Here is a 20,392-nt window from a genome sequence, read left to right as displayed (position 1 = left end):
CATCCCGCCGTATTTTCACCGATCTTTATCAGCATCATTCGCGTCGGCGAGGAATCGGGCCGTCTGGACGAAGCGTTTATTCGTTTGTATCACTATCTTTCGTTCGAAAAGACCACGCGCGATCGGGTCAAAGTGGCCGCCCGTTATCCGTTCTTCGTCCTCATCGCGGTAACCGTGGCTATCGGTGTGATTGTCACGGTCGTGGTGCCTCCCTTCGCCCGGATTTTCGAAAGCCTGGGCGCCCCGCTGCCGTTGCCCACGCGGATATTGATCGGCATGTCGGATGTGGTGATCAATTACTGGTATTTGCTGGGGGCGGCAACGGCCGGCTTGGTGATGGGCGCGCGGGCTTACCTGCGGACGGAATCGGGTCGGTATCGCTGGGACAAGCTGAAGCTTCGCTTGCCGGTGATCGGGTCAATTATGTTGCGCTCCAGCTTGTCGCGGTTTGCTCGGGCCTTCGATATGTCATTTCGCTCTGGCGTGCCCGTTGTCCAGGCCATGACCCTGATCAGCCGGGCGGTGGACAATACCTACATTGCCGAACGGGTCGTCGAGATGCGCAACGGCATCGAGCGGGGTGACCCCTTAAGCCGAACCGCCCGAACGACCGGTCTGTTCCCGCCGATGGTGTTGCAAATGCTGACGGTGGGCGAGGAGACCGGGTCCATCGACGACATGATGAAAGAAGTAGCCGATTTCTACGAACGGGAAGTGGACTACGATGTGGAAAACCTCAGCGCGACCATTGAGCCGCTGCTTATCGTGGCGGTTGGCGGTGTGGTGCTGCTGATGGCGTTAGGGGTTTTCCTGCCCATGTGGGATATGTACGGCCTGATGAGCGGCGGCGGATAGCGTGATCTCTCTGGCGCGCTGGCGTAGCAGGAGGTTGCGAATCGTACGGCGCCACTCCCCCCTTGAACGGGCCTTGATTTGCCTGCTTTGGGTGACCCTGCTGGGTTTGATGCTCGGGCGCTTGTCAGCGTTAACCAACGCCGTGGAGCAGACGCAGGTCGTCCGTACCGGTGCCGAACTTCGCAGCGCGCTTCACGTCGAGGTGATGCGGCGTATCGCCGCTGGGCAGAGGCGGGATTTGGCAGCGCTTCATGGATCGAATCCGGTCCTGCTGCTGCCTGATCTTCCGTCGTGGTACGGCGGTGATGCGTCCACGGTCTCGGCTGGCTCGAGAGTTCGGGCTTGGTATTTCAATTCGAAAGCTGGCGTTCTGCGCTACTCGCCCAGTCCTTTTTTCGAGCCTGACGACAATGATTCGGTGACGTGCTGGCGCGTGGTTGTGTCCGACGGTCCCACATCCATCGCGGCGGAGCGCTATCTGTCATTACCTCGGCTCATTCGCTGTTAAGTTGCACGAACTGAATACCTAAAGCGGGAGACGATTAGGTCGATAGTATAGGAGGCGCGATAAGTGGCGGTTGCCGTTCCGCTCCGTGTTGAGCGCGAACCTAACAACATTCGATAACCGAACTGGACGGGCAAGCAGAAATGAAAACGAGACATCAACAAGCCGGCTTCACTTTAATCGAACTGGTTTTTGTCATTGTAATTTTGGGAATCCTGGCCGCATTTGCGGTACCGAGATTCGTTGACCTGACCGGCCAAGCGCGCACGGCCAGTGCCAACGCACTGGAGGGGAGTCTTCGTAGCGCCTCGGCACTGACTCACGCCGTGGCCTTGGCCACCGGACAAACGGGTGCCACCGGCACGGTCACCGCCGACGGCGGGACAACCATCGATATGGTTCACGGCTATCCGGCGGGAACAGCGACCGGCATTGTCGCGGCCCTGCAGGATCTGAATGGCTATACGGCTACGGCCAACGCCACGACGCCGCCCAGTGTGACCATTGCCGTCGACGGTGCGCCGGGAGCCTGCACCATCACGTACGAGGAGCCGTCCGCGGCCAACGACACCCCGGATATCACGCCCGCGCTTGGCGGCTGCTAATCATCCACTGATTGCTCTGTCCGGCGATATCGGTTGAGCGAACCGCGGGCGGCGAAAGCCGCCCGTTTTCTGCGACCACCGGGATGTGAATGCCATGCGACCATCATTCGCCCGCCCGCGGTCGGCAAGCGCGGGATTCACCTTGGTCGAACTGATTATGGTGCTCGTGCTGACGGGAATCCTCGCCGCCGTGGCGATACCCCGTTTCGCCGATTCCCGAGCCTTCGATCAACGAGGCTTTTTCGAAGAGCTTGCCGGGGCAGCACGTTTCGCGCAGAAACGTGCGCTCGCCACGGCCTGTCCGGTTCAGCTGCAAATCACCACCACCGGCTATTCGCTCAGCGAGCCGCCCGGCTTTTGCGCTGCAGGCACCTACACCCAAGCCGTGCCCCACCCGACCGGTTCCAGCGGATTTTCAGGCACAGCCCCGGCGGGTGTCACCATCAGCGGGACCACGCCTATCACGGTGCTTTTCGACGCCCAAGGCCGAACCAATATGGTCTCAAACGCGACACTCAGTGTGGGAAGTCACCAGCTCGTTATTCACGCCGAAACCGGATTTGTCGAAGGGCTATGAACGTACCTCGCGCTCACAACGCCATGGCCGGTGCGACCTTGGTGGAGTTGGTGGTGGCAATTCTCATTATCTCGATCTCGCTGGGTGGTGTGTTGCTCGTTTTCAGTCAGAACATTACGCGTAGCGTCGATCCCCAGTTAACCCAGCAAGCCATCGCGATTGCCGAGGCGTATTTAGAGGAAATTCTCCTCAAGCCATTGGACGATCCTGGCGGGGGCGAGACCGGTGGGGCCGAAAGCGGAGAAAGCCGGTCAGTCTACGACGACGTGCAGGACTACGACGGGTTAAATGAACAACCCCCGAGCGATCAGGCCGGAATTGCCTGGTCCGGTCTGGACGGATACCGCGTGAGTGTCACGGTGGGTGGAACCACCGCCCTCGGCCCCGGCGGAGACACCGTACCCACTGCAGATGTGCGCCGGGTGGACGTGCGGGTGGTGTTTAACAACCGGGTTGATGTCACCTTGACCGGGTATCGGGCGGATTACTGATGCGCATGGGGCTTTCGCAACACGGCACGACTCTGGTCGAATTGATCGTCGTAGTGGTGATCCTCGGCGCCGTGGCGGCCGGGGCGGGTGCGTTCGTTACCGGGCCGGTGCAAAGCTTTGTTGATCAAAGCCGCCGGGCCGCTTTGGCCGATTCGGCGGATGTGGCACTGCGGCAGATGAGCCGCGATATTCGCGCCGCCCTGCCCAACAGCGTGCGGGTGAGCGGAAACGCCTTGGAGCTGCTGCGCACGGTGGATGGTGACCGCTATCGTGCTGAGCCGCCCGGTGATCCCGCAACGCGCTTGGTTTTCTCCGCGCCGGATGATCAGTTCAACGTCTTGGGGCCGCTGGGTGGCGCCGGCACCTTCAGTGGTCACCACCTGGCGATTTACCCGCTCGGTCAGCCCGGAGCCAATCCCTATCTCGACAGCGTCATGACGCCGGTTGGCACCGTGATTACGGTTTCGGGGGTAACCGGGCCGACCGGTAGCGGAACGGAATACCGGGTGAGCTTGTCGGCGGCTCATCAATTTCCCTTTGATTCGCCGGGGCGTCGGGTTTTTCTAGTGGATTCCGCGGTGAGTTATGTCTGTGAAAATGGAGAGCTGAGACGTTATAGCGGATACAACTTCGGCGCGGCTCAGCCCAACACCGCGGCCGATTTTGCTCCCGACGATGGCGCGCTGGTGACCAACCAGGTGGCCTCCTGTAGTTGGACTTATCAAACACTGGATACGGCACAACGCGATGGATTGGCGACCCTGGCGGTGGTGCTGGAGTCGAAGGGCGAGCAGGTTCGTCTGATGCGTCAATTGCATGTGGACAACGTGCCGTGATGGACCGGGGCCAGTTCCGGATCGTGGACTCGAGTCCCCAGGAGGGGTTCTCACTGATATCGGCGATTTTCTTGCTGGTGATTCTGTCCAGCCTGGGTGCGTTCATGGTGACCATCAGCGGCGTGCAGCACGCCAGTGCCGGGTTGGCAGCGGAGTCTTCGCGGGCCTATCTCGCGGCCCATGCCGGCATGGAGTGGGCGGCCTACAAGGCGCTCCAGGAGGGCAGTTGCGGCAATACCAATTTCTCATTGAGTGAGGGCGCGCTGAATGGATTCGCCATCAGCGTCAGTTGTACCCAAAGCGTGCACCGTCTCGGAAGCACCGACGTGCCGCTGTATCAAATTACGGTGACTGCTGAGCGGGGTAGCTGGGGCGGCCGGGACTTCGTTGCCCGGCGGCTGAGCAGTAAATTGATGGGGGCGGCGCCATGAGTACTCGGTGGCGTGTTGTTCTTTCGTTCTTACTCGCCGCGATGGTGCACACGGCCAGCGCAGACGTGGTGCTAGAGGGGTGGCAGCATGTGGGTGACGGGACGAGCGGTAGTTATGTGCCAAGCGAACCGGTGCGTCGGACCGAAATGTACAGTTATCCGAGCCGCTTCTACTTAACCGAGGCAGTCACGGTCACGCATGTTCGGCTCAATACCCCCATCGTCGAAGAAAGCGGGAGTACTTGGTACCTGGATCTTTACATCGATGGCGCTTTTCGAGGTCGGCGCTCGGCGAGTGGGACTTCGTCGGTTTTGGTCACCTTGTCATCGCCTTTGAGCCTGTCGCCGGGAGTGCACACCATTGCCTTGGATCCCCACTGTATCAACAATCGTTATCTTTTCAGCGATGAGCCGGTGTTGTGTAGCGATTGGACGGCCGATGAGCAGAATGATCTGAGCTTTTCGTCCATCACGCTTCTAACGCAGTCGGGCGAAACCACCAGTGCGGTCAACCTGAACCGCCGCCGTCACATCGGCGACAGCACTGATCCCTCCGGAGGAGACTACGCCGGGCGCTACTATCCCGATGCGCCGGAAAGCAATACTTTAGATATCAGCTTTACCATTCCCGAGGACCGGGTTTTTACCGAGATCCGATTTTATCGCCTGCGAGACGTCGCAGCGTCCGGCTACAGCCCGGGACGTGTCCTGGTCGACGGGAATCTGGTGGGTACGTTGGATGCCGACGCCGATCCATGGACGATCGCCACCAGCCTGAGTCTGTCCGCAGGATCGCATACCCTTCGCGTCGAGTCGGGGATGCCTTTCAGCGGCAGTGATCGTGATGATGTGTCCTGGGACGACATCATCCTGGTGGGAACGGTGAGTACCGGTGGCGATCCCGGTCGTTTCAATGCGGTCGAAGTCGCATCATCACCGATCACCGGGCCCATTTTTACCCAGGTGGTCGGCGATGCCATCGTGTTGGACATTGCGGCCTTGACCGAGGCCGGTGACGCGCTGAAGTCGAATTACGACGGCACCGTCGAGATTCGGCTGCTGGATGCCGGAGATAACTCGGGCGCCTTGGATCCGGTGACCGGCTGTCGCAGCAGTTGGGGTGGCCAGGTCAACGTGCTGCTGGCTTCTGCCGTGTTCAATACCTCCAACCCGCTGACCGTTTCGCTACCCGCTTATAGTAATGCGCTTGCTGAGGCGCGTTTGCAATTAATCGGTACCCGGGATGCCACCGATCCCACCACCGACACTTCCTGTAGTTCGGATGCCTTTGCGATCCGCCCCGGCGATTTTGAATTGGTTGCCACCGATACCGACCCGAGCACTCCGGGAGCGAGCCGGACCCTTAACGCCACGACCATGTCGGCCACGCCGATCCATAAGGCCGGCCGACCGTTCACTACAACCGTGACGGCCCGCAGCGGTGGGGGAATCACGACGCCCGGTTATGACGGAACGCCGGAGCTACAATTAATTTCTTCCGTGCTCGGTGCGAGCATGGGCGCCGTCAACACTGGTGCTTGGACCACCATTGGTGGTGTGGCTCGCAGCGACAGCGTGACCTATTCTGAAGTGGGTGCGATCCAACTTCAGGCGGTCGATACGCTCTTTGCCAGTGTCGATGCCGCTGACGGGACGCCGTTAGCTCGCCGGCAAATTGAATCGACGCCAGTGGCGGTGGGGCGCTTTGTTCCGGACGACTTTTCCGTAAGCTACAACACGCCGGTGTTGAGCCCCGCCTGTGGCAGTTTCACCTACGTTGGACAACCCTTCTTCTATTTGACCGCGCCGGTGGCTACTGTCACGGCTGTCAATGCCTTCGGGGCCATCACGGCGAACTACACCGGTTCGTTAAACAAGATTTCCGACGCGACGGTGACCAACCGTAGCTACACGGAGTCGACGTTGGCGGTGGATGAGGCCGACTTGCCCGCCAACGATCCAGTGGTGACGGACAACGGCGATGGCAGCACGGCGTTGGCGTTTGCCGATGGTGGCGGCCTGGCGCTTATTCGTACCGTCCCGCTGGTGCCATTCGATGCCGAGCTGAGTCTCAGTGCGGACGTGGCCGACGGGGATGGCGTGGTGTATACGGGCAATCCCATCCGGTTTGGTGACGCCACACCCGGTGCCGGCATGGCGTTCGCCGGCGGCAATCAACAAATGCGGTTTGGGCAGCTCAGGCTCGTCAATGCGTTCGGGTCCGAATTGTTGCCCCTGGCCTTGGCGGTGCGAGTGGAGTATTTCGCCGATCTGGGGGGGACTACTGGTTTTGTTGTCAATGGCGCCGATAGCTGCACCGATGGGAGTCTGGCGGCCGCGTCCGAGGTTGTGTTGTCCGCCGCGGTTGTGGGGGATACCACCTACAGCCAGACGGCGGTGACGGATGTTCAGATCGTCGGTGGTCTCGGATCGGTGACCCTCGCCGCGCCGAATCAAGTGGGCGATGTGGCCGTGGACTGGGATCTGTTGCCGAGCTACTTCTGGCTCCAGGTCGATAAGGATGGCGACGACAGCTTCGAGGAAAACCCCGCCGCGCGTGCGAGCTTTGGTTTATATGGGGGGTTGAATCGCCAGATCTATCGTCGTGAAACCTTTCCTTGAGGCAGCGCTCTGCGGGGGGATTGGCCGCCTTCGTGATCGAATTTGAATATTTTGTGACATTTTACCGCTGCAGGGTCTGCGCCCCGCCGTTTTTTTGGCGACCGTTGCAGCTTTCCTGGTCAAAGGCAGCGCTGGATTCCCCTGGTCCCTTGTGATTTTTTTATAATAGATATTTAAATCAGTATATTAAGCTTATATTCCCGTAGCGCGACGTTTGTGCCATGGGGTTTTTTGTTGGTAATTGTTTTCTATTAATATGAATAAAATTGATAGCTCGTGTCATCAATTTTGTATTGGTAAAGAAAATTAAATTAACTAAAACTATTAGAATATTCGATTGTGAAACAAAATCTTCAATAAAATTCGTTTGATTGTTCGATTCGCTGCGGTACGATCTCCTTCGGGTAGACGCGAACTACGCTGTCACTATCCAGATACCCACTAAGTTTCCAACTTTCCAGAGATATACGGAGTGATCTCATGAACAAGATCGTGAAAAGCTCGATGTTGGCCGCCGCTTTGGTTGCTTCCCCCTTCGCCGCGAATGCCGAACTGGCGCCGATGACCGATACCGACCTCCAAGCCGTCAGTGGCCAAGGCGTTATCGGCGACATTATCATTGACATCGCTTTGAATCCTGAGCTTTTGTCAAAAGCTTCCACCGTTTTCGGCTACGCGTCCCTGTTCAATGGTTTCAAAGCCGGAGTCCTTGAGGAAATTCAAGCCGACGACTTCACCGGCGATTTCGCTGATGACGTGTTGGACCTCAAGATTGGCTTTTCTTACGGCAAAGCCGCCGTCTACGGTTGGCTGGCCACTGCCATCGCTCCCTAACTAACCGTACTTGGGTTCGTATCGAATAACAAAGCGATAGCTTCAGTGTTTCCATTAGGAGGGCCATGCGCCCTCCTTTTTTGTTTTCCAATGCCGCGGTGTTTGAACGAGTCGGGGTTGGCTTGATGGGTGGTTTCAGTCGGTGGGGTCTATCTGCGGACTGTTGGTTGATGAGAACTGAACTCTCGAGGCAGTTTTGGGTGTCAGCCAAGGCGATTCATGGCGACGGAGCAGCCAGCGGTTCAGCAGGATTTTCTCGACAAAGGTCGGGTGTTCAAGTAACCAAGTACCCATCCGACGGCGGAGGGCGGAGGCGATGGGTGTATCCGAGTGAATTCGCTTGCCCAACGAACGTCGACCAAAATGGGAACGGAGTCGGTACTCGTAACCTCTCAGGTTGGTTTCGGAGTAATCGCCTGGGGCGTTGCCGATGGCGTGAGCGGCGATAAGAGCGGACTCTACCGCCGTGCGGATGCCTTCGTCGCTTTGTGCTGGAGCTATGTCGGCGGCATCTCCAATCAACAGTATTCCCTCGGCCGCTATCGTTTGGTTTGAGCTGGTGTGGGTCAGATAGGCATCTTCCCGGCGGTTGGGGCTCAGATCGAACGGCACGCGGCGGGTCTCCTGCAGCCAGTGAACAAAGTTTTCAAAGTGTGCGTTCGGCTCGTGCGCGTCGTCCCGACGCAGTCCGATGTTGAGGTAATCGTGCTTCCGAAAGATCCAACCGTAGCCTTTAAGATCCGGGTAAAAATACAATTCCGCTGCCTTTCCGCGACTGGGACAGTTCGCTTTTTGCCAAGCGTCCAGTCGCCATTCCATCACTTCGCCGGATACGGCGCGTTCCGGGCAGCCCCGGTCGGTGCCGAGGTGTCGAGCGACGGGGCAGAAACGACCGCCGGCGCCGATCAGTAAGGGTGTGCGGAAGCGCTCGTTGATTTCCCACAGTCCCTGATGTCGCCGAATACACTCCACGGCTTGGCTGAGGTGGTATCTCGCCCCGGATCTTTCTAGCAGATAATGGTCAAACTCGGATCGTATAACACCGTAACCGACGGGTTCTCGGTAACCGGTAAACAGCGGTTCGCGACCAATGATACCGGTGACGAAAGCGGAAACCGGTTGCAGTGTATGGCTCTCGCCATAGTCAAGAAGACTCAGCTCCAAAGACTCGACAACCTGTGGCGTAATCCATCCGGCACAAGGTGTCTCGCGAGGAAATGTGGCGCGGTCGACAATGTGTACGTTGTAGCCCGCTTGCGTCAAGCGCCAAGCCAATGTCGATCCGGCCGGGCCTGCGCCCACAATCAGAGCGTCGCAGTACTGCATGTTGAGTGTCGGGTCCGCCTGGGGTCAGATTGGCCATGACAACCCTCGGTGGCAATGGCCCCGGTACGGATATCCGCACGGGTTAGGAGGGGCGGGGTTGCGTGTGTTTTGGCGATTTTAGCCTGTCTGTATGAAGAACTTAAAGCAGTCGATCAAGCATGACCAACAGAATCGGCAGTGGCGCGCCGCGATATTTCGCGCCGCGCCACTTCACGAGTTTTTTAGTTTTCGTCGGTCTCGTGATAAGAACGGACCTGAGCGACTTCGTGGGCCGAACCCACAATCACGGGTACCCTTTGGTGGAGTGTTTCGGGTGTGATATCCAAGATCGATTGATAACCGGTGGTGCATTCACCCCCGGCCTGTTCAAACAGGTAAGAGATGGGGTTGGCCTCATAGAGTAGGCGAAGTTTCCCCGGTTTATTGGGATCCCGGGTATCCCGTGGGTACAGAAATATGCCTCCACGGCAGATTACCCGGTGGCAGTCTGCGACCATGGCGCCAACCCAGCGCATGTTGAAGTTTTTCTCGCGCGGACCGGCCGCGCCGGCTTTGCATTCGTCGATGTAACGGGCGATCGGGGGTTCCCAAAAGCGCCGGTTTGAACTGTTGATCGCATATTCCGCCGTGTCTTTCGGGATTTGTATTTGGCCGGCGCAGTGGATGAATTCGCCGATGTTGCGATCCAGGGTGAAGCTGTGGACCCCGCTGCCGAGCGATAATACAAGAACAGTCGACGGTCCGTAGACGACATACCCCGCGCAGACCTGGTTGCGACCCGGCTGTAAGAAGTCTTCTTCGCGTGGTTCGTTGACCCCTCGCGGGCAGGGCAGTATCGAAAAGATCGTGCCGATGGACAGGTTCACATCGATGTTCGTCGACCCGTCTAACGGGTCGAAAACCAACAGGTAGTCACCGCGACGTGCCCCGATGGGTAACAGGTAAATGGAGTCCATCTCCTCCGAGGCCATCGCGGCCACCCGGCCGGTGGATTCGTGACACTGGAGCACAATGTCATTGGCGATGATGTCCAGTTTCTTTTGGGTCTCGCCTTGGATGTTTTGCGAGCCGGCACTCCCCAATACGTTTGATAGGGCGCCGCGGCTCACTTTGTGTGCGATGAGTTTGCAGGCGCGTGCCATGTCTTCGACCACGCCGGCCAAATCTTCAGTTACGTGAGGGTTGCGTTTACGTTCTTCGCTGAGGAAGGCGGTTAGGGTTTTTCCGTCGTCCATTGAAGCGTCCAGCCATTCCTTGTGAGGTTGTGCAAATGGTTCCGAGGTGTGTTCGATCAGGCGGGAATATTAACAGCTTGCGCGCCCGTACTCATAGGAAGAACTCCAGCTTGGCGCGTAACGTGGACAGTTCTTTATCCACATCCATGCCGAGTTGGTCCGTACAAGTGTCCAACAGCGGCAACATTCGCGCCATGATGTCTGCGGCGTATGGTAGCAGTTTACCTTCCTCGCCATTTTGAAGCATGGCCGCTGCTTGATCCAATGTGGGTTGTTCGATGACGGACTCTTCCATCTCCACCGCAATGTTCTCGTGACTTGCTTCGGCCGCAGCCAGGGCCTGATGGATGAATGCTTTGGTGGTGATCTGCGCTTGATCGGCCGTCGCGTAGCCCACCACAGGCGTGACCAGCGCCGATACCGGGCCGAGCGGTAACGGATGGGCGGCGAAGTCGGAATAGAGCCGTTCGGCCATGGTCATCGCGGTCAGTTGATCCGTTTCCGGTAATAGTAGGGTGCAACTGGCGGGTTGCAGTTGGCCAAGTACGTCGCTCGCTCTCTGCCGCGCGCCAGCGACCTGAGTCAGCCAGTAGCCCAACTCATTTTCGTACTGCTCGAGAATTTCTTCCGGCGCGTGAGCAGTGACCCACACCAATGATACCGGGTGTGCGTCATCAGTTTGTCGTAACAGTGTATCAAGGGATGCATTGAACGCGTCAGCGGTCACCGGCGCACGGGTTGATTCACGCTCAGCGCAGGATTGTCGTCGTTGGGTCAATTCCGAAGCGATATTCTTTAGGAGCGTCTCCCGAGTCACCGGTTTGGGGATGAAGTTATCGGCACCGCAGGCGAATGCCCGGACTCGGACGACATTATCTTCCAGTCCGGTGATTACGATGATCGGGATGCGTTGGTAGTTTTCCTCCGGGCTTGCGCCCCGGATGCGACAGATCAGCCCGTAGCCGTCTAGGTTCGGCATGGAGATGTCGCTGATCAGCAAATCGAATGTGTCGGCCTGGAGTGTGTCCCAGGCGGCTTCGCCGTCCGCAACGGTGATGACCTCGTGTTGGGGTTCGAGGAATCGCCGGATCGACTCCTGCATGACGCGTGAGTCATCTGCAACCAAGATTTTCAGTTTTTTCGCTGCGCTCATAGCTGGCTCGCCTCTACTTTATCGGTTGTCGGCAAGCGGCGGAAAAGCTTTGGTCACGCGTCGTGGACCGCGCGGTGGCTTTCACAGCAGCAAAACGCTGCCCAGGCCGAGAAATATGAAAAAGCCGACCACATCGGTCACGGTGGTCAAAATGACATGACCGGCGAGCGCCGGATCGACCCCAAAGCGCTTGAGAATCAGCGGGATCAGTACGCCGGAGAGTGCGGCGACTAGCAGATTTGCGATCAAGGCCATGGCAATCACGAGGCCCAGGGAGGCGCTGCCGAACCACAACAAGGCAATGACTGAAACCACCAAGGCCCATGCCACGCCGTTGAGCAATCCCAAGGCAAGCTCCTTGCTCATCAGTTTGCCGGTGTTGCTGCGACCCAGTTGGCCGAGCGCCAGACCCCGGATCATCAGCGTCAGCGTTTGGCTGCCAGCGATACCTCCCATGCTGGCGACAACGGGCATCAGAACTGCCAGGGCGACAACTTTCTCAATCGTGGGTTGATACAGTCCGACAACCGCCGATGCGGCGAAAGCTGTTAACAGGTTGGCACCTAACCAAACTGAGCGCCGCTGAAAGCTGGTGATTACGGGCGCAAACATATCTTCTTCTTCGTCGAGACCGGCCATGCTCAAAAGGGAGTGCTCGGCTTCTTCGCGAATCACGTCGACCACGTCATCGATAGTGATTCGGCCTACCACGACGCCGGTTTCGTTGACCACGGGGGCCGAGATCAGATCGCGGTCTTCAAAGATCTTTGCGACTTGTTGCGAGGGGGTGGCTACCGGAATGGGTTCGGCGTCAGTGATCATGACATCGGCCACGGTTGCTTCGGGATCACCGATGAACAGCTCCGCGATGGGCAGCATACCCACGTAGTGGCCGTAACGATCGACGATGATTAACGCGTCGGTAAGTTCGGGGAGTTTACCCCGCACGCGCAGGTACCGGAGAACCACGTCAATGCTGACGTCGGGCCTGACCGTGACCGTGTCTGTGTTCATCAGACCGCCAGCACTGTCTTCCGGGTAGGCCAATACGGCTTCCAGGCGCGCTCTCTCTTGCTGGTCCATGGCGCGCAACACTTGCCCGATCACCGCCCTGGGTAGGTCGCTGATGATGTCCGCCAGGTCATCCATATCCAGGTTCTGGGTGGCGGCTACTAGTTGCTCCTGGTCCATCGCGTTGATCAGGCCTGCGCGAACCTCATCGTTGACATGCAGCAACACCTCCCCTTCGTCGTCTGGGCTGACCAGTTCGAAGATCAATTCCCGCTCGGGTGACGGTGTCGACTCCAGAAGCAGACCAATTTCGGCAGGATGGAGGGCGCTCAGCAGGCGGCGGGCCTGTTGAAAGGTGCCGCTCGTCAGCGCGTTCGTGATGGCTTCCAGTTGCCGGCTGGTTGTGGCTTGGCTGGCGGATTCGCTCATGGTGACAGTTCCGGAAAATAGCGGCGCGGCAATGGCATGAAAACTTGTGCTTGCCGGTGTCGAAATCGAGTTCGCAGGACGTGTTGTGTCGGAATGTTCAGATGTGGATTGTCCGGGCTTCTACCGGCAATCCGGGCCATGGGCGATCGAAATCACCATCGGTGCGCTTAAACATCCGGCTCCCGGTAGACCGACATGGGTCGTTCTCGCCCGGACGGGGTTGGCCTCATTGTTCGTCCCACTGTCGCGTTCGAAAGTTTACTCGGGGACCGTTGCGGCGTCCACGGAAGACGATACCAGCCCGCGTCGCCGATCCGCTCGATCGTGGCTTAAGAATGAATACATGGGGTTTGTCGGTGGTGTCGGCTGAGTGGGAGGCGGCGCCGTGCTCGGGCATTATCGACGCTAAGGCAGTTCGGTGTGCCGGATGAGAACCCGGCGTTGATGCCGAGCGAAATCTGTTGCGAGACGCTCGACGAAATAAACGGAACGGTGTTGTCCGCCAGTACAACCGATGGCCACCGTCATGTAACTGCGGTTTTCCGATTCGAAACGGGGTAGCCAGCGTTCCAGATAAGTTCGGATGTCCTGGTACATTTCCTCGGCTAGGGGATCGGCGTTGAGATAGTCGACTACGGCCTGATCTTTGCCCGTCATCGCACGCAGGTCCGGTTGCCAATGTGGGTTGGGTAAGCAGCGAATGTCGAACACGAAATCCGCATCGGTGGGGATCCCGTGTTTGAAACCAAAAGACTGGAATAACAAGGAGAGCAGACCTTCCCGGCCGTGCACTCTGTCGCGAATCAAATCCCGTAACTCGTGAACCGTTTTGCGGCTGGTATCGATCACCATGTCGGCTTGCTCGGCGATGGGGTGGAGCAAGGTCCGTTCGCGTTCGATGGCTTCAGCTAAAGGCGTTTGTCGGTCGCTGAGGGGGTGTCGTCGTCGGGTTTCGCTGTAGCGTTTGATGATGATTTCGGGGTCAGCCTGGAGGAAGAGCGTTTCGACCTCGATGCCTCGGTTTCGAAACCGGCCGATGCGTTCCCCAAAGGTGCCGGTGTCGCCAACCCGGGAGCGTGAGTCGATTCCGACGGCGGTCAGCGTCTGGAATTTGTCATCGCGCATGTCGTCGATCAACGGCTCCAAAAGGGAAACCGGGATGTTATCAATGCAGTAGTAGCCGAGGTCTTCCAGCATGTGCAGAGCCACACTCTTGCCGGCGCCAGACAAGCCGCTGAGTACGATCAGTTTCATTTCGAGTTGCCGTGGTGAGAAGGGGATGTGGCGGTCATGACCGACCTACATCGCCCCACTGTGACACATTGTTTTCCGAATGAGTATGACCGTTTGACGACTATCATGTTCCCACCGGATCTCTCGCGTATTTCGGTAGGGCGCGGTGGGTGCCCGCGAAGATCGACAAATCCCCAAAATAGAGCGAAGGCAACTGGGCCTATTCGTTGACGATTGCCTGAGGTCGGCTCGGCTGTAGTGCGTTGAACAACAACTCCTCCCGTTGAATCCGGCGGAGCCGCTCGCATAGGTTCCTGTCACCCAACTGTTGAGACAGCTGAGGGAGCAAACGCAGATCAGTATCGCTACAGCTCTCCGGCATCAGTATCGCCATGACCAAGTCGACGGGTTCTCCGTCCGCTGCATCGTAATCCACCGGTGGCGTCAGTTTGACAAAACAGGCGAGGCTGCGATCGATACCCGCGATTCGTCCGTGTGGCATCGCCACGCCATGACCCAAGCCGGTACTACCAAGGCGTTCGCGTTTGAGCAGGCAGTCCCGGACGTCCATTTCCGTCAGGCCCGGCTCGGCGCCGGCGAGGATTTCGCTGATTTTTTCAAGCAATCGCTTCTTGCTACGAATATCGTGGCAAATCATAACGCGGTCGGGCTGGAGGAGGATGCCGATATTGTTATTGTCGTTCATGGTTCGAAGTTTGGTTTTAACCTCTCGGTCTACCGGAAAGCTGTTGTCGGTGCCGGACAGCTGCTTATGACCCCAGGCGCGCTGATCAGGAGCTCACGAAGGGGGCAGACATTTCCGACGGCCGACTCGGCGTGTGGTTCCGCGTCAGGAGTAGAGATCCGATTTACGCGCTTCGCGATTGTGGTGGTCGGTCAACTTGTCTTTATACTTTTTGGCTTGGCGATCCAATTTATCGGCCAAGTCGTCGACGGCTGCATACATGCTGGCAGCGGTTGATTCAGCGAACAGTGCGCCACCGTTGACCGGAATCTTGGCTTCCGCGGTGTGCCGCTCTTTCTCAACGCGCAGCACCACATGGGCGTCACCGGCGTGTTCCAAGTGGCGATGTATCCGTTCCAGCTTTTCGTTCACATAGTCACGAATGGCTGAGGTCACTTCGATATTCTGTCCGGTCAGGTCGATTTTCATATCGCACTCCCATGGTTTTGGTTTTGGAGCGAGTATCAAACAAGTTGCTTGCGCTCGTTTGACGGCGGAATGGACATTGCTTCGCGATATTTCGCGACGGTGCGGCGTGCCACATGAATGCCATCGTTCATAAGTTCTTGTGCTAATTTGTTATCACTCAAGGGCTTGCGGGGGTTCTCCGCAGCGATGAGTTTGCGGATCATGGCTTGGATCGCCGTTGCAGAGCATTCGCCACCATCCGCCGTGCTGACATGGCTTGAGAAAAAATATTTGAATTCCAAAATGCCCCGGGGAGTGTGCATGAACTTTTGATTGGTAACCCGGGATACGGTGCTTTCATGCATCTCCACTGATTCGGCGATCTCGCGCAGCACCATCGGTTGCATGGCTTCCTCACCGTGCTCGAAGAAGGCCTGTTGGCGCTCCACAATACATGAGGCCACTTTGAGCAAGGTTTCGTTCCGGCTGTGCAGGCTCTTGATGAACCAACGCGCTTCCTGCAAATGTTGTTTCAGGGTTTCGTTGTCGCGGCTGCTGTCGGATCGGCGGATTAACGAGGCATACAGTCGGTTGATCCGCAAGTGAGGCGTCACATCGGGATTGAGGTCGACTTTCCAACCTTTGGGGGTTTTGCGGACGTACACGTCCGGAACCACATATTCCGCGGTTTTAGTCGAGATCTGGGCGCCAGGGCGCGGGTTCATTTGTTGAATGAGTTGAATCGCCGTTTTCAGCTCGTCCTCGTCGACTTTCAGTTTTCGCATCAAGGTGTTGAAGTCGCGCGCGGCGAGTAGATCGAGGTGGTTGGTGACCAGGGCTGTGGCGATCTCGTGGCCGGGTGTGTCTTGGGGCAACGATCGGAGTTGGATGCTCAACGCTTCTTGGAGGTCGCGCGCGCCGATACCGATGGGGTCGAATCGTTGAATCCGGTGGAGTACGGCCAGTACTTCGTCGGGGTCGACTTCTAACGAGTTGTCCATGTCGGCGACGAACTCATCGAGATCTTCGCTGAAGTAGCCGTCATCGTTGATGGCATCGACGATCGCCACGGCGATGGCATGGTCCGTTTCGCTGAAATGGGACAGTTCCAGCTGCCACATCAAATATTCGTGCAGGTCATCCCCGCTGTTGTCGGGAGTTTGATTGAAATCCCAGCCGTCGCCGCTGCTGTTGTTGCCATACCCCGTGTCTTCTGTTTCCCGCCAAGGGTCGCTCCAGGTTTCGTCGTCGGCCGCTTCAGCCGACTCGTACTCAGGCGTGTCGGACGTTTCGCCAGAGGTTTCCGACTCCCGGTTGTCCAGCTCGTTGGCGCTGGCTTCGGGTGTTTCGTCTTCCGATGTGGGTTCCCCAGCCTCCAGCATCATGTTGGCTTCTAGGGCGGTCTGGATCTCTTGTTGTAATTCAATGGTCGACAGTTGCAACAAGCGAATTGCTTGTTGCAACTGCGGTGTCATAGTCAGACGTTGGCCGAGCTTGAGTTGTAAGGATTGCTTCATCAGTGTCGCTTGCGCCAGAAGATACTTAGATCGTTCAGTTTAAAATTCTACTCTGTTAGCGGCTAAGGTGCAGTTCAGCCTTAGACGCGATTGGTTGCAGGGGCCTATCAACGGCTAATCGGTTGACGGGGTTGATGTTCAGTCTGGCTCGGGGGAGGTTATGCGACCCTGCTTCGGCAGGTTATGTCGCGATAGTCGGCGGTCGGCCCGTTTCCCCACGAACGGAAGCTGATCACAGCCGGAAGTCTTTCCCAAGGTATACTTCGCGAACGGTTTCATTCGCAAGTATCTTTTCCGGCGCGCCTTCGGCGATCACGCTTCCGGCATTTAAAATATAAGCCCGGCTGCAGATTCCAAGCGTTTCTCGAACATTGTGGTCCGTGATCAGAACGCCGATCCCACGGTCGCACAGATGGGCCACGATCCGCTGGATGTCGATGACTGAAATGGGATCGACCCCCGCAAACGGTTCGTCTAGCAAAATAAAACGCGGATCACTTGCCAGTGCGCGGGCGATTTCCACCCGCCGTCGTTCCCCACCCGACAAACTGTAACCTTTGCTGTCCCGGATGTGGGCGATGTGGAATTCTTCCAGCAGCTGATCCCGCGTTTCCTGGCGTTGCTTGCGAGTGAGGCCCGGCCGGAGTTCCAGCACTGCCATTAAGTTATCGTCGACGGAGAGCTTGCGAAACACGGATGCTTCCTGAGGAAGATAACCGACGCCGAGGCGGGCCCGTGCGTGGATGGGTAACCGGGTTAAATCACGCTCACCTAAGGAGATTCGGCCGCCGTCGGCGGTGATGAGTCCTAGCATGATGTAAAAGGTGGTGGTTTTACCAGCCCCGTTGGGACCCAGCAGCCCGACCACCTCGCCGGTATGGACCTTGAGCGAGACACCGTCAACGACGCTTCGGCCGCGGAAACGTTTTTCCAGTTGTTCGGCCAGCAGCACACTCATGGCGTGTCGGGCTGCTCGCCGTTGGCTTGGAATATGATTCGCACGCGCCCATCCGGTTGGTCGGAACCTTTGGCCTGTAGCTGACCGGTGCGGCGGTCGTAGCGGATTTCACTCGCCTTGATTTCATCGCTACCGCGTATCACTTGGGCATTGCCGGTGAGGGTGATGATCTCTTGCTGAGCGTCGTACTCCACAAGCTGGGCACTGGCTTCCAATGCGTCCTGGGTGGCGGTGGCGGCTTGACTGAAACGCGCCGGATTGCCTTCGATTGTTAAAGATGACGGTTGCCCCCGTTCGTTTTGCCTGATGGTGACCCGTTCGCCTGCGATCTTGAGATCGACCCGGGAGATACGGACCCGTCCGCGGTATGTGCCTGTGCCGGTGACTTGATCCAACTCGGCGGTGTCTGCCTCAATGAGAATGGAATCATCCGCCCCTTGAGCCGAGGCAGATATCCCGCCAACAAGCGCCAACATCAGCGCCCCGACGCCCAGGGTGGCGGCGAGTTGGCGGAGAATGGCCAATTTCTGGTTTGATGTTGTTTGCGGCGGCTTACGGTGTTTCGACTGCATAACGTGTTTGAACCTGGCCAGCGAGTTGAAGGCGTTGTGTCGACATGTGGGCCTCCAGGCGTTGAGCCGAGATCTCGACGCCGCGACCTTGAATCAGAACGCCCGAATCGGTCCACAGTTTTTCGGTGTCCGGGAGGACCTGCATGCGAGGCGTACTCAAATGCAACCGATCCCCCTTGTTCGATGTTGCGTGGAGTTTCACCTCGCCGACGAGCTCGGCGATGGCGTCTCGATCATCGGGCAGCGTGGCGGTTCGCGCGGTTAGGAACCAAACGTCATCCTGTTGTGGCGAAAAAACCATGGCCACTTCCAAAAGTTGTGTTTGCCGCGTCTGGGGGAAGTGTTCAGCCGAGGAGGAGGTGACTTCATAGCGCAACACCCCTTGCTTGTCGTGGACTCGCAAGCGACTGTCGGACAAATAATAATCCGCTTGGGCGCTTTGATTCAGTGCCGAATCGTTTTCTGGCGCATCGGTCTGCCGTAAGACCAGCCAGCTGCCAAGGACCAGAAATGCCACGACGCCTAACAGCATGGCTCGGCGTGGGTTCAGCATGGATCGGGCATCAGTGCCGGCGGCAGTCGCTCCTGTGCCATTAGAATCATGTCGCACACCTCGCGCGCGGCGCCATGTCCGCCGGTTGCCGTTGTAATCCAATGGGCGTGGCGCCGGACAGCAGGGTGCGCGTCCGCCACCGCACAGGCCAGCCCCACCGCCTGCATGGGTGGAATGTCGATGACGTCATCGCCGATGAAGGCGCAATGGGATAGTGGAATGGCCAGTTGCTCCGTGAGTTTGCGAAGAGCGTCGGTTTTTTCGTCTTGCCCTTGAATAACGTGAGCCACGTTCAGGGCGTTCATGCGACGGTTAACGACCTCTGACTGTCGCCCGGAGATGACGGCCACCTCGATGCCGTGTTCACGAAGCAGCCGAATACCCATGCCGTCGCGGGCGTGGAATACCTTCATCTCCGGCCCCTCGGGGGTGAGATAGATCCGGCCGTCGGTTAATACGCCGTCCACATCAAACACCACCAGGCGTATGTGCTGTGCCCGCCCCCTGATCGAATCGTTGACCTTCATGCCACGCCTGCCCGAAGTAGGTCATGCATGGTCAAGGCGCCGATGACTCGCTCCTCGTCGTCCACGACCACAAGCTGTTGGATCTTGTATGTTTGCATCACATTCAAAGCTTCCGCTGCCAGGATTTGGCTGTTCACCCTGTGACCGTTTCGGGTCATGACTCGTTCAATCGGCGTGTTTTGAATGTCGGCCGGTTGTGCCAATGCGCGCCGTAAATCTCCGTCGGTAAAGACACCCTGAAGGTGGCCTTCGGCATCGACGATGGTCGTCATGCCAAGCCCTTTTTGGGTCATTTCCACCAGGGCATCGGCTATCGTGGCACCGGCGCGCACCCTGGGGGTCGTCGCCCCGGCGTGCATCAGGTCTTCGACCCGCAGCAGGAGTCGCTTGCCCAAGGTGCCGCCGGGATGCGAGCGGGCAAAATCCTCCTCGGTGAAGCCGCGGGACTCCAGCAGTGAAATAGCCAGGGCATCGCCCATGGCCAGTGTTGCAGTGGTACTGGCGGTTGGGGCGAGCCCTAAAGGACACGCTTCTTTTTCAACCGTTACGTCGATATTGACGGTTGCCGCTTTAGCCAGGGTGGAGCGGGGGTTTCCGGTCATGGCAATTAAGGCGACGCCTTGACGCTTGATGATGGGGAGGATTTCAAGAATCTCGCGCGTTTCGCCCGAGTTGGATAGGGCGAGAACCACGTCTTGCGCGGTGATCATCCCCAAGTCGCCGTGGCTGGCCTCTGCGGGATGAAGAAAAAATGCGGGACTCCCCGTGCTGGCGAGGGTGGCCGCGATTTTGGTTCCCACATGCCCGGATTTGCCCATTCCGGTGACAACGATGCGGCCAGAACAATTCCACAGGTGCTGGCAGGCGAGGACGAAGTTGTGGTCGATCCTCTCCCGCAACGCCAACACCGCATCGGCCTCCGTTTCCAAAACGGCGAGGGCCATTTTTTTCACTGCTTCGCTATTCATGG

General features: G+C 58.0%; 22 protein-coding genes. 9 read left to right on the top strand and 13 right to left on the bottom strand.

The window, feature by feature from the left end; genetic code table 11:
* From SVU69_08840 to SVU69_08800, 9 genes are all read left to right on the top strand, one after another.
* Positions 1 to 855 (top strand): type II secretion system F family protein (locus SVU69_08840; protein MDY6943107.1); only part of this gene is annotated, 855 nt, incomplete at its 5' end.
* A gap of 34 nt (positions 856 to 889) precedes the next feature.
* Positions 890 to 1,363 (top strand): hypothetical protein, encoded by a 474-nt coding sequence (locus SVU69_08835; GenBank protein ID MDY6943106.1) that lies wholly within the window; start codon positions 890 to 892, stop codon positions 1,361 to 1,363.
* Between the two features lie 140 nt (positions 1,364 to 1,503).
* The gene (locus SVU69_08830) at positions 1,504 to 1,965 is read left to right on the top strand and encodes a prepilin-type N-terminal cleavage/methylation domain-containing protein (GenBank protein MDY6943105.1); all 462 of its coding nucleotides are present in this window, start codon (positions 1,504 to 1,506) and stop codon (positions 1,963 to 1,965) included.
* A gap of 94 nt (positions 1,966 to 2,059) precedes the next feature.
* A complete protein-coding gene (locus SVU69_08825; protein ID MDY6943104.1) occupies positions 2,060 to 2,542 on the top strand; it encodes a prepilin-type N-terminal cleavage/methylation domain-containing protein in 483 nt (160 codons plus the stop codon).
* The gene (locus SVU69_08820; GenBank protein ID MDY6943103.1) at positions 2,539 to 3,033 is read left to right on the top strand and encodes a type II secretion system protein; all 495 of its coding nucleotides are present in this window, start codon (positions 2,539 to 2,541) and stop codon (positions 3,031 to 3,033) included. The genes SVU69_08825 and SVU69_08820 overlap by 4 nt, the downstream gene beginning before the upstream one ends.
* A 5-nt stretch (positions 3,034 to 3,038) precedes the next feature.
* Positions 3,039 to 3,869 carry a prepilin-type N-terminal cleavage/methylation domain-containing protein gene (locus tag SVU69_08815; protein ID MDY6943102.1) on the top strand — a complete coding sequence of 277 codons (831 nt, stop codon included), beginning with the start codon at positions 3,039 to 3,041 and terminating at the stop codon, positions 3,867 to 3,869.
* Positions 3,866 to 4,300, top strand: coding sequence for a hypothetical protein (locus SVU69_08810; protein ID MDY6943101.1), 435 nt, complete (start codon positions 3,866 to 3,868; stop codon positions 4,298 to 4,300). Before SVU69_08815 ends, SVU69_08810 begins: the two co-directional genes overlap by 4 nt.
* Positions 4,297 to 6,921, top strand: a complete 2,625-nt coding sequence (locus tag SVU69_08805) for a DUF6701 domain-containing protein (protein MDY6943100.1) — start codon at positions 4,297 to 4,299, stop codon at positions 6,919 to 6,921. Before SVU69_08810 ends, SVU69_08805 begins: the two co-directional genes overlap by 4 nt.
* Positions 6,922 to 7,401: 480 nt before the next feature.
* The gene (locus tag SVU69_08800; GenBank protein MDY6943099.1) at positions 7,402 to 7,755 is read left to right on the top strand and encodes a hypothetical protein; all 354 of its coding nucleotides are present in this window, start codon (positions 7,402 to 7,404) and stop codon (positions 7,753 to 7,755) included.
* 135 nt (positions 7,756 to 7,890) lie between these two features.
* Here SVU69_08800 and SVU69_08795 read toward each other — a convergent pair whose 3' ends face one another.
* From SVU69_08795 to SVU69_08735, 13 genes are all read right to left on the bottom strand, one after another.
* Complete coding sequence (locus SVU69_08795; protein ID MDY6943098.1) at positions 7,891 to 9,081, bottom strand: NAD(P)/FAD-dependent oxidoreductase; 1,191 nt, start codon at positions 9,079 to 9,081, stop codon at positions 7,891 to 7,893.
* Between the two features lie 221 nt (positions 9,082 to 9,302).
* Entirely contained in the window at positions 9,303 to 10,316 is a 1,014-nt protein-coding gene (locus SVU69_08790) for a class 1 fructose-bisphosphatase (GenBank protein MDY6943097.1), read from the bottom strand.
* A gap of 91 nt (positions 10,317 to 10,407) precedes the next feature.
* Positions 10,408 to 11,469, bottom strand: coding sequence for a response regulator (locus SVU69_08785; GenBank protein MDY6943096.1), 1,062 nt, complete (start codon positions 11,467 to 11,469; stop codon positions 10,408 to 10,410).
* A gap of 81 nt (positions 11,470 to 11,550) precedes the next feature.
* The gene (gene mgtE, locus SVU69_08780) at positions 11,551 to 12,909 is read right to left on the bottom strand and encodes a magnesium transporter (GenBank protein MDY6943095.1); all 1,359 of its coding nucleotides are present in this window, start codon (positions 12,907 to 12,909) and stop codon (positions 11,551 to 11,553) included.
* Positions 12,910 to 13,314: 405 nt separating this feature from the next.
* Positions 13,315 to 14,163, bottom strand: a complete 849-nt coding sequence (rapZ, locus tag SVU69_08775; GenBank protein MDY6943094.1) for an RNase adapter RapZ — start codon at positions 14,161 to 14,163, stop codon at positions 13,315 to 13,317.
* A 199-nt stretch (positions 14,164 to 14,362) separates the two neighbouring features.
* Complete coding sequence (locus SVU69_08770) at positions 14,363 to 14,848, bottom strand: PTS sugar transporter subunit IIA (protein ID MDY6943093.1); 486 nt, start codon at positions 14,846 to 14,848, stop codon at positions 14,363 to 14,365.
* Positions 14,849 to 14,992: 144 nt separating this feature from the next.
* A complete protein-coding gene (gene raiA, locus SVU69_08765) occupies positions 14,993 to 15,316 on the bottom strand; it encodes a ribosome-associated translation inhibitor RaiA (GenBank protein ID MDY6943092.1) in 324 nt (107 codons plus the stop codon).
* A gap of 35 nt (positions 15,317 to 15,351) precedes the next feature.
* Positions 15,352 to 16,812 (bottom strand): RNA polymerase factor sigma-54, encoded by a 1,461-nt coding sequence (locus tag SVU69_08760; GenBank protein ID MDY6943091.1) that lies wholly within the window; start codon positions 16,810 to 16,812, stop codon positions 15,352 to 15,354.
* Positions 16,813 to 17,044: 232 nt separating this feature from the next.
* A complete protein-coding gene (gene lptB, locus SVU69_08755; GenBank protein ID MDY6943090.1) occupies positions 17,045 to 17,770 on the bottom strand; it encodes an LPS export ABC transporter ATP-binding protein in 726 nt (241 codons plus the stop codon).
* On the bottom strand, positions 17,767 to 18,342 hold the full coding sequence (lptA, locus tag SVU69_08750) for a lipopolysaccharide transport periplasmic protein LptA (GenBank protein MDY6943089.1): 576 nt from the start codon (positions 18,340 to 18,342) through the stop codon (positions 17,767 to 17,769). Before lptA ends, lptB begins: the two co-directional genes overlap by 4 nt.
* Positions 18,323 to 18,895 carry an LPS export ABC transporter periplasmic protein LptC gene (gene lptC / locus SVU69_08745; GenBank protein ID MDY6943088.1) on the bottom strand — a complete coding sequence of 191 codons (573 nt, stop codon included), beginning with the start codon at positions 18,893 to 18,895 and terminating at the stop codon, positions 18,323 to 18,325. Before lptC ends, lptA begins: the two co-directional genes overlap by 20 nt.
* Positions 18,889 to 19,422 (bottom strand): 3-deoxy-manno-octulosonate-8-phosphatase KdsC, encoded by a 534-nt coding sequence (kdsC, locus tag SVU69_08740; protein MDY6943087.1) that lies wholly within the window; start codon positions 19,420 to 19,422, stop codon positions 18,889 to 18,891. Before kdsC ends, lptC begins: the two co-directional genes overlap by 7 nt.
* A complete protein-coding gene (locus SVU69_08735; GenBank protein ID MDY6943086.1) occupies positions 19,419 to 20,390 on the bottom strand; it encodes a KpsF/GutQ family sugar-phosphate isomerase in 972 nt (323 codons plus the stop codon). Before SVU69_08735 ends, kdsC begins: the two co-directional genes overlap by 4 nt.
* Positions 20,391 to 20,392: the final 2 nt, after the last annotated feature.

The sequence above is a fragment of the Pseudomonadota bacterium genome, assembly GCA_034189865.1.
GTDB lineage: Bacteria > Pseudomonadota > Gammaproteobacteria > UBA5335 > UBA5335 > JAXHTV01.
Note: the sequence above shows the minus strand (reverse complement) of the source record. Positions and strands in the feature narration are given on the sequence as shown.

What these genes read in the sequence shown, in the direction of transcription:
- SVU69_08830 (MDY6943105.1), top strand. Translation starts at nt 1,504, where the DNA reads ATGAAAACGAGACATCAACAAGCCGGCTTCACTTTAATCGAACTGGTT.
- SVU69_08825 (MDY6943104.1), top strand. Translation starts at nt 2,060, where the DNA reads ATGCGACCATCATTCGCCCGCCCGCGGTCGGCAAGCGCGGGATTCACC.
- SVU69_08820 (MDY6943103.1), top strand. Translation starts at nt 2,539, where the DNA reads ATGAACGTACCTCGCGCTCACAACGCCATGGCCGGTGCGACCTTGGTG.
- SVU69_08815 (MDY6943102.1), top strand. Translation starts at nt 3,039, where the DNA reads ATGGGGCTTTCGCAACACGGCACGACTCTGGTCGAATTGATCGTCGTA.
- SVU69_08805 (MDY6943100.1), top strand. Translation starts at nt 4,297, where the DNA reads ATGAGTACTCGGTGGCGTGTTGTTCTTTCGTTCTTACTCGCCGCGATG.
- SVU69_08800 (MDY6943099.1), top strand. Translation starts at nt 7,402, where the DNA reads ATGAACAAGATCGTGAAAAGCTCGATGTTGGCCGCCGCTTTGGTTGCT.
- SVU69_08795 (MDY6943098.1), bottom strand. Translation starts at nt 9,081, where the DNA reads ATGCAGTACTGCGACGCTCTGATTGTGGGCGCAGGCCCGGCCGGATCG.
- SVU69_08790 (MDY6943097.1), bottom strand. Translation starts at nt 10,316, where the DNA reads ATGGACGACGGAAAAACCCTAACCGCCTTCCTCAGCGAAGAACGTAAA.
- SVU69_08785 (MDY6943096.1), bottom strand. Translation starts at nt 11,469, where the DNA reads ATGAGCGCAGCGAAAAAACTGAAAATCTTGGTTGCAGATGACTCACGC.
- mgtE (MDY6943095.1), bottom strand. Translation starts at nt 12,909, where the DNA reads ATGAGCGAATCCGCCAGCCAAGCCACAACCAGCCGGCAACTGGAAGCC.
- rapZ (MDY6943094.1), bottom strand. Translation starts at nt 14,163, where the DNA reads ATGAAACTGATCGTACTCAGCGGCTTGTCTGGCGCCGGCAAGAGTGTG.
- SVU69_08770 (MDY6943093.1), bottom strand. Translation starts at nt 14,848, where the DNA reads ATGAACGACAATAACAATATCGGCATCCTCCTCCAGCCCGACCGCGTT.
- raiA (MDY6943092.1), bottom strand. Translation starts at nt 15,316, where the DNA reads ATGAAAATCGACCTGACCGGACAGAATATCGAAGTGACCTCAGCCATT.
- SVU69_08760 (MDY6943091.1), bottom strand. Translation starts at nt 16,812, where the DNA reads ATGAAGCAATCCTTACAACTCAAGCTCGGCCAACGTCTGACTATGACA.
- lptB (MDY6943090.1), bottom strand. Translation starts at nt 17,770, where the DNA reads ATGAGTGTGCTGCTGGCCGAACAACTGGAAAAACGTTTCCGCGGCCGA.
- lptA (MDY6943089.1), bottom strand. Translation starts at nt 18,342, where the DNA reads ATGCAGTCGAAACACCGTAAGCCGCCGCAAACAACATCAAACCAGAAA.
- lptC (MDY6943088.1), bottom strand. Translation starts at nt 18,895, where the DNA reads ATGCTGAACCCACGCCGAGCCATGCTGTTAGGCGTCGTGGCATTTCTG.
- kdsC (MDY6943087.1), bottom strand. Translation starts at nt 19,422, where the DNA reads ATGAAGGTCAACGATTCGATCAGGGGGCGGGCACAGCACATACGCCTG.
- SVU69_08735 (MDY6943086.1), bottom strand. Translation starts at nt 20,390, where the DNA reads ATGAATAGCGAAGCAGTGAAAAAAATGGCCCTCGCCGTTTTGGAAACG.